This is a genomic window from Nocardia grenadensis NBRC 108939 (assembly GCF_001613445.1).
Classification (GTDB): domain Bacteria; phylum Actinomycetota; class Actinomycetes; order Mycobacteriales; family Mycobacteriaceae; genus Nocardia; species Nocardia grenadensis.
Window position 1 is genome coordinate 158,806 of the sequence record NZ_BDCJ01000008.1, and the last position, 6,022, is coordinate 164,827.

6 protein-coding genes are annotated in these 6,022 nt (G+C 66.1%); all 6 read left to right on the top strand.

Translation table 11 applies throughout. The annotated features are described in order from the left end of the window. The first annotated feature begins 33 nt into the window (after positions 1–33). The gene (locus NGR01S_RS09825; protein WP_063035850.1) at positions 34–1,005 is read left to right on the top strand and encodes a F0F1 ATP synthase subunit gamma; all 972 of its coding nucleotides are present in this window, start codon (positions 34–36) and stop codon (positions 1,003–1,005) included. 24 nt (positions 1,006–1,029) lie between these two features. Beyond that, entirely contained in the window at positions 1,030–2,478 is a 1,449-nt protein-coding gene (atpD, locus tag NGR01S_RS09830) for a F0F1 ATP synthase subunit beta (protein ID WP_063035851.1), read from the top strand. A 6-nt stretch (positions 2,479–2,484) separates the two neighbouring features. Further along, positions 2,485–2,865: a F0F1 ATP synthase subunit epsilon gene (locus tag NGR01S_RS09835; RefSeq protein ID WP_063035852.1), complete on the top strand. Its 381-nt coding sequence runs from the start codon at positions 2,485–2,487 to the stop codon at positions 2,863–2,865. A 263-nt stretch (positions 2,866–3,128) separates the two neighbouring features. After that, on the top strand, positions 3,129–3,551 hold the full coding sequence (locus tag NGR01S_RS09840) for a DUF2550 domain-containing protein (RefSeq protein WP_063035853.1): 423 nt from the start codon (positions 3,129–3,131) through the stop codon (positions 3,549–3,551). 115 nt (positions 3,552–3,666) lie between these two features. Further along, on the top strand, positions 3,667–4,299 hold the full coding sequence (locus tag NGR01S_RS09845) for a cob(I)yrinic acid a,c-diamide adenosyltransferase (RefSeq protein WP_063035854.1): 633 nt from the start codon (positions 3,667–3,669) through the stop codon (positions 4,297–4,299). A 154-nt stretch (positions 4,300–4,453) separates the two neighbouring features. Further along, positions 4,454–5,713: a UDP-N-acetylglucosamine 1-carboxyvinyltransferase gene (murA, locus tag NGR01S_RS09850; protein WP_063035855.1), complete on the top strand. Its 1,260-nt coding sequence runs from the start codon at positions 4,454–4,456 to the stop codon at positions 5,711–5,713. Positions 5,714–6,022: the final 309 nt, after the last annotated feature.

The window sequence follows — 6,022 nt, forward strand, 5'->3', positions numbered from 1 at the left end:
CTGTCACGCCGCGAATGAGGGGAGTGTGAACCGATGGCTACCTTGCGCGAGCTGCGCTCCCGTATTCGTGGTATCAACTCGATCAAGAAGATCACCAAGGCCCAGGAACTGATCGCGACCTCCCGGATCACCAAGGCCCAGGCTCGGGTCGCGGCCGCCAAGCCGTACTCCGAGGAGATCACCAAGGTGGTCGCGGAGCTGGCGAGTGCGTCGAAGAACCTGTCGCACCCGCTGCTCACCGAACGCACCGATCCGAAGCGTGCCGCGGTCCTGGTGATCACCAGCGACAGCGGCCAGTGCGGTGGCTACAACTCCAATGTGCTCAAACGCGCCGAGGAGCTGATGACCACCCTGCGTGGCGAGGGCAAGGAACCGGTGCTCTACGTCATGGGCAACAAGGGCCTGACGTACTACACCTTCCGTGATCGTCGGCCGGTCGCCTCGTGGACCGGGTTCTCCCAGCAGCCGACCTATCCGGATGCCTCGGCGGCCTGCAACCACCTGGTGGACAGCTTTATGGCCGGGTCCGCGGGCGAGGTACCGGCACCGGACGGTACCGGTACGATCGCGGGCGTGGACGAGCTCCATATCGTCTACACCCGGTTCGTGAGCATGCTGTCGCAGACGCCGGAGGTGCGCCGGATGGCGCCGATCCAGATCTCTTTCGTCGACGAGAACTTCGATCTGGGCGCGGATATGCTGTCCGATTCGCCCACGGCCGAGGTGAGCGCGCAGTACGAATTCGAGCCCGACGCCGATGTGCTGCTGGCGGCACTGCTGCCCAAGTACATCAACACGCGGATCTACGCGTCGTTGCTCGACGCAGCGGCATCCGAGCACGCCGCTCGGCGCACCGCAATGAAGGCGGCCACCGATAACGCCAACGAATTGGCGAGTTCCCTGTCTCGCCAGGCCAACTCGTTGCGGCAGGCCAACATCACGCAGGAAATCAGCGAAATCGTCGGCGGCGTGAATGCCCTGGCGGCCAGCTCGGAACGCGACTGAGACGCAGGAAGAGAAACCAGACAAATGACCGCAGCTGTTACTCGAGAAGAGTCGAGCCGGACCGGCGCCGCCACGGGCCGCGTGGTCCGCGTCATCGGCCCCGTCGTGGACGTCGAATTCCCGCGGGGCTCCATTCCAGACCTGTTCAACGCTCTTGCCGCCGATATCACCCTGAAGTCGGTGGCCAAGACGCTGACCCTCGAGGTCGCCCAGCACCTCGGTGACAACATCGTGCGCACCATCTCGATGCAGCCCACCGACGGTCTGGTTCGCGGCGCCGAGGTTCGTGACTCCGGTAAGCCGATCTCGGTGCCGGTCGGCGATGTCGTCAAGGGGCACGTGTTCAACGCGCTCGGCGACTGCCTCGACAGCCCCGGCCTCGGCCGCGACGGTGAACAGTGGGGTATCCACCGCAAACCGCCGAGCTTCGACCAGCTCGAGGGCAAGACCGAAATCCTCGAGACCGGCGTCAAGGTGCTCGACCTGCTGACCCCGTACGTGAAGGGCGGCAAGATCGGCCTGTTCGGTGGTGCCGGTGTCGGCAAGACCGTTCTCATCCAGGAGATGATCACCCGTATCGCGCGGGAGTTCTCCGGTACCTCGGTGTTCGCCGGTGTCGGTGAGCGCACCCGTGAGGGCACCGACCTGCACCTGGAAATGGAAGAGATGGGCGTCCTCCAGGACACCGCCCTCGTCTTCGGCCAGATGGACGAGCCGCCGGGTACCCGTATGCGCGTCGCCCTGTCGGCGCTGACCATGGCGGAGTACTTCCGCGATGTGAAGCACCAGGACGTGCTGCTGTTCATCGACAACATCTTCCGGTTCACCCAGGCCGGCTCCGAGGTCTCGACCCTGCTGGGCCGGATGCCCTCGGCGGTCGGTTACCAGCCGACCCTGGCCGACGAGATGGGTGAACTGCAGGAGCGGATCACCTCGACCCGCGGCCGGTCGATCACCTCGCTGCAGGCCATCTACGTGCCCGCCGACGACTACACCGACCCGGCTCCGGCGACCACCTTCGCCCACCTGGACGCGACCACCGAGCTCTCCCGCCCGATTTCGCAGAAGGGTATCTACCCCGCCGTCGACCCGCTGACCTCGACCTCTCGTATTCTCGAGGCCTCGATCGTCGGCGACCGGCACTTCGCCGTGGCCAACGAGGTGAAGCGGATCCTGCAGAAGTACAAGGAACTGCAGGACATCATCGCCATCCTCGGTATGGACGAGCTCTCCGAGGAGGACAAGGTCCTCGTCGGCCGTGCCCGCCGGCTGGAGAAGTTCCTCGGCCAGAACTTCATCGTGGCCGAGAAGTTCACCGGTCAGCCTGGCTCGGTCGTGCCGCTGGAGCAGACCATCGACGACTTCGACCGGGTCTGCAAGGGCGAATTCGACCACTTCCCGGAGCAGGCGTTCAACAGCTGCGGTGGTCTCGACGATGTCGAGGCGGCCGCGAAGAAGATCGCCGGAAAGTAGTCCTTCATGGCGGATATGTCAGTTGATCTCGTCGCGGTAGAGCGGCGGCTCTGGTCGGGCCGGGCGAGTTTCGTCAGCGCCCAGACCACCGAGGGACAGATCGGCATCATGCCCGGGCACGAGCCGCTGCTCGGCCAGTTGGTCGAGGGCGGCACGGTGACCATCGTGGACACCGAGGGCACCCGGATCGTGGCCGCGGTACACGGCGGTTTCTTCTCGGTCACCGCCGATACGGTGCGGGTCTTGGCGGAGTCCGCCGAGTTCTCCACCGAGGTCGATGTCGCGGCCGCACGCCAGGTGCTGTCCGACGGATCGGCGTCGGCGGAAGCCCAGCTGGCGGCCCAGGGCCGGGTCCGCGCGGTGGAACAGGCCGGCGCGAAGGCCTGATCTCCCACGCGGGAGCACAACAGAATGATCTCGGCTCCGGCCGGCGGCGAATCCTCGTCGCCGGCCGGAGCCGTTTGATCGGGGTCCCGGTTCATACCGGCGTTGCCCGCGGGCGCCTCCGGGATCGATGACGTCGCATTATCCGAGACATCCCCATGCCATTTGTAAACTGGTTCGTGGTTGAATGGCCGCGGGTGCATCTGCCGGTCCGATCCGGCGATCGCCTCGGATGAGCGAAGGGATGTGCAGCATTGCAGACCGGGATGGTGCTTCTGATCATTCTGGTGCTCGTGCTGGTCGCATTGGCTCTGGTTTCCACTTATCGCCTGGTCATGTTGCGGCGCGGCGGCACCGCGGCCATCCTGCGCGTACTCCCGGCGCGCGGCGGGGAACGCTGGCGCCACGGGGTCATCCGCTACGACGAGGATCACCTCGTCTTCTTCAAACTCACCAGCCTGAAGATCGGCGCCGATTCGGTGATCCGGCGCCGCGGTATCGAGATCGGTGATCGCCGTCGCCCGCAGGGTGACGAGCACGACATCATGACCGAGGAGATCGCGGTGATCGGGGTGTCCGATCGCAACGGCGATTACGAGCTGGCGCTGGACCGCGCGGCGCTGACCGCGTTCCTTTCCTGGGTCGAGTCCCGGCCCTCGGAGCGGGCCCGCCGGCTGCGCGGCCACTGAACTCGGGCGGTCGGCAGATTGCCCGGCCCGGCTCTACACGCGAGCGGACAGTACGGCGCAAATGCGCATCCGCCACAACCCCCTGGCCGGGCCGAGGGACGTTAGGGTGGGTCCTGTGAGCGTGCATCTGACGCGGATCTACACCCGCACCGGCGATGACGGGACCACCGGTCTCAGTGATTTCTCCCGGGTGCCGAAAACCGATCCGCGGCTGATCGCCTACGCGGACTGCGACGAGGCCAATGCCGCCCTCGGGGTCGCGATCGCACTCGGCGGCCCGGACCCGGAACTGACAGCGGTCCTGCGCGCGGTCCAGAACGATCTCTTCGACGCGGGCGCGGATCTGTCCACTCCGGTGGTGGAGAACCCGAAGTATCCGCCGCTGCGCATCACCCCGAGCTATATCGAACGACTGGAACAGTGGTGCGACCGGTTCAATGCCGGGCTGGCTCCGCTCGATTCCTTCATCCTGCCCGGCGGCACGCCGCTCGCCGCGTTGCTGCACACCGCACGCACGGTCGTCCGGCGCGCCGAACGTTCGGCGTGGGCGGCGGTGGAAGCACATCCCGTCGACACCGGTGTGCTGCCGGCCCGATACCTCAACCGGCTGTCGGATCTGCTGTTCATCCTCAGCCGCTACACCAATCCCGACGGTGATGTGCTCTGGCAGCCCGGTGGTGGCCGGGCGGGCGGGGCCGGTGCGGCGGCTCCGGACGAACCCGGCGCGGGTCCCGCGTCCGAAAGCTGACGGATTCCGTCCGAAGGGTGGAAACTGCTCCTGGCGATCGGGTAGCCGAGCCGCCGCGCGCGAGGGCTCGGCGTTGTCTCGACCGGCAGCGCGATGCGATCGTGGGCGCTCTATCCTTGCACTCACTGGTGCGCCGAATACTCGGAGAGGCGGCATGGAACGGTTTTTGGTAACTGGCGGCAACCGGCTGGTCGGTGAGGTCTCGGTGGGAGGCGCCAAGAACAGCGTCCTGAAACTGATGGCCGCTGCGCTGCTCACCGAAGGCAAGACCACCATCACGAACTGTCCGGACATCCTCGACGTGCCCCTGATGGCCGAGGTGCTGCGCGGTCTCGGATGCGACGTCGAGATCTCCGGCGATGTGGTGACGATCGATACCCCGGCCGAACCCAAGTACCACGCGGATTTCCCGGCGGTGACCCAGTTCCGTGCCTCGGTCTGTGTGCTCGGTCCGTTGATGGCCCGCTGTAAACGCGCGGTGGTGGCGCTACCCGGTGGTGACGCCATCGGTTCCCGGCCGCTCGATATGCACCAGGCCGGGCTGCGGTTGCTTGGCGCGACCAGCGAGATCGAGCACGGATGCGTGGTCGCCCGGGCCGACGAGCTGCAGGGCGCGCGTATCCGGCTGGACTTCCCGTCGGTCGGTGCCACCGAGAACATCCTCATGGCCGCGGTGCTCGCGCAGGGGGAGACGGTGATCGACAATGCCGCGCGCGAGCCCGACATCGTCGACCTGTGCACCATGCTCACCCAGATGGGCGCGCGTATCCGCGGTGCGGGTACCTCGGTGCTCACCATCCATGGCGTGAAACGGCTGTCACCGATCACGCACCGGGTGATCGGCGACAGGATCGTCGCGGCCACGTGGGGTATCGCCGCCGCCATGACAATGGGTGATGTGCGGGTGACCGGGGTCAATCCGCAGCACCTGGCACTGGTCCTGGACAAGCTGCGGTCGGCCGGCGCGCGGATCTCGTTCGAACCCGAGGGTTTCCGGGTCGTGCAGGCCGATCGCCCGCGCGCGGTCAACTTCTCCACCCTGCCGTTCCCTGGCTTCCCCACGGATCTGCAGCCGATGGCCATCGGCCTGGCGGCTATCGCGGACGGCACCTCGATGATCACCGAGAACGTTTTCGAAGCGCGCTTCCGGTTCGTCGAGGAGATGATCCGGCTGGGCGCCGATGCCCGGACCGACGGGCATCACGCGGTGGTCCGCGGTATTCCCCGGCTCTCCAGTGCACCGGTGTGGTCCTCCGATATCCGCGCGGGGGCCGGGCTGGTCCTCGCGGGCCTCGTCGCCGACGGGGTGACAGAGGTGCACGACGTTTTCCACATCGACCGCGGATATCCGAACTTCGTGGAGAAACTCCAGGCGCTCGGCGCCGGCGTGGAACGGGTGGGAGTGGGAACTTGACCGTTCAAGGCGGCCCCGGTTCGGAAACGGTCTCGGAAACAGTCGCTGAAAAGTCGCTCTGACCAGGCGATTTGACATTGAATTAGATGCCACGTAACTTTATCCAAGTCAGAGCGACACGGACACCGACCCGGGGCCCGGAGCGAAGCGGAAACGCCGAGCCGGAGGGACCAGGGAAACGAGGTAGGACGAGGAGCGCCTGACGATCACACTGGCTCGACCGGGATGCCGATTTGCAATCGGATAAACGGATGAGCTAAGCTTGAGAAGTTGCCTCACCGATCGAGTGGCTTAAAAGCCACGAGATAG

What these genes read in the sequence shown, in the direction of transcription:
- NGR01S_RS09825 (WP_063035850.1), top strand. Translation starts at nt 34, where the DNA reads ATGGCTACCTTGCGCGAGCTGCGCTCCCGTATTCGTGGTATCAACTCG.
- atpD (WP_063035851.1), top strand. Translation starts at nt 1,030, where the DNA reads ATGACCGCAGCTGTTACTCGAGAAGAGTCGAGCCGGACCGGCGCCGCC.
- NGR01S_RS09835 (WP_063035852.1), top strand. Translation starts at nt 2,485, where the DNA reads ATGGCGGATATGTCAGTTGATCTCGTCGCGGTAGAGCGGCGGCTCTGG.
- NGR01S_RS09840 (WP_063035853.1), top strand. Translation starts at nt 3,129, where the DNA reads ATGGTGCTTCTGATCATTCTGGTGCTCGTGCTGGTCGCATTGGCTCTG.
- murA (WP_063035855.1), top strand. Translation starts at nt 4,454, where the DNA reads ATGGAACGGTTTTTGGTAACTGGCGGCAACCGGCTGGTCGGTGAGGTC.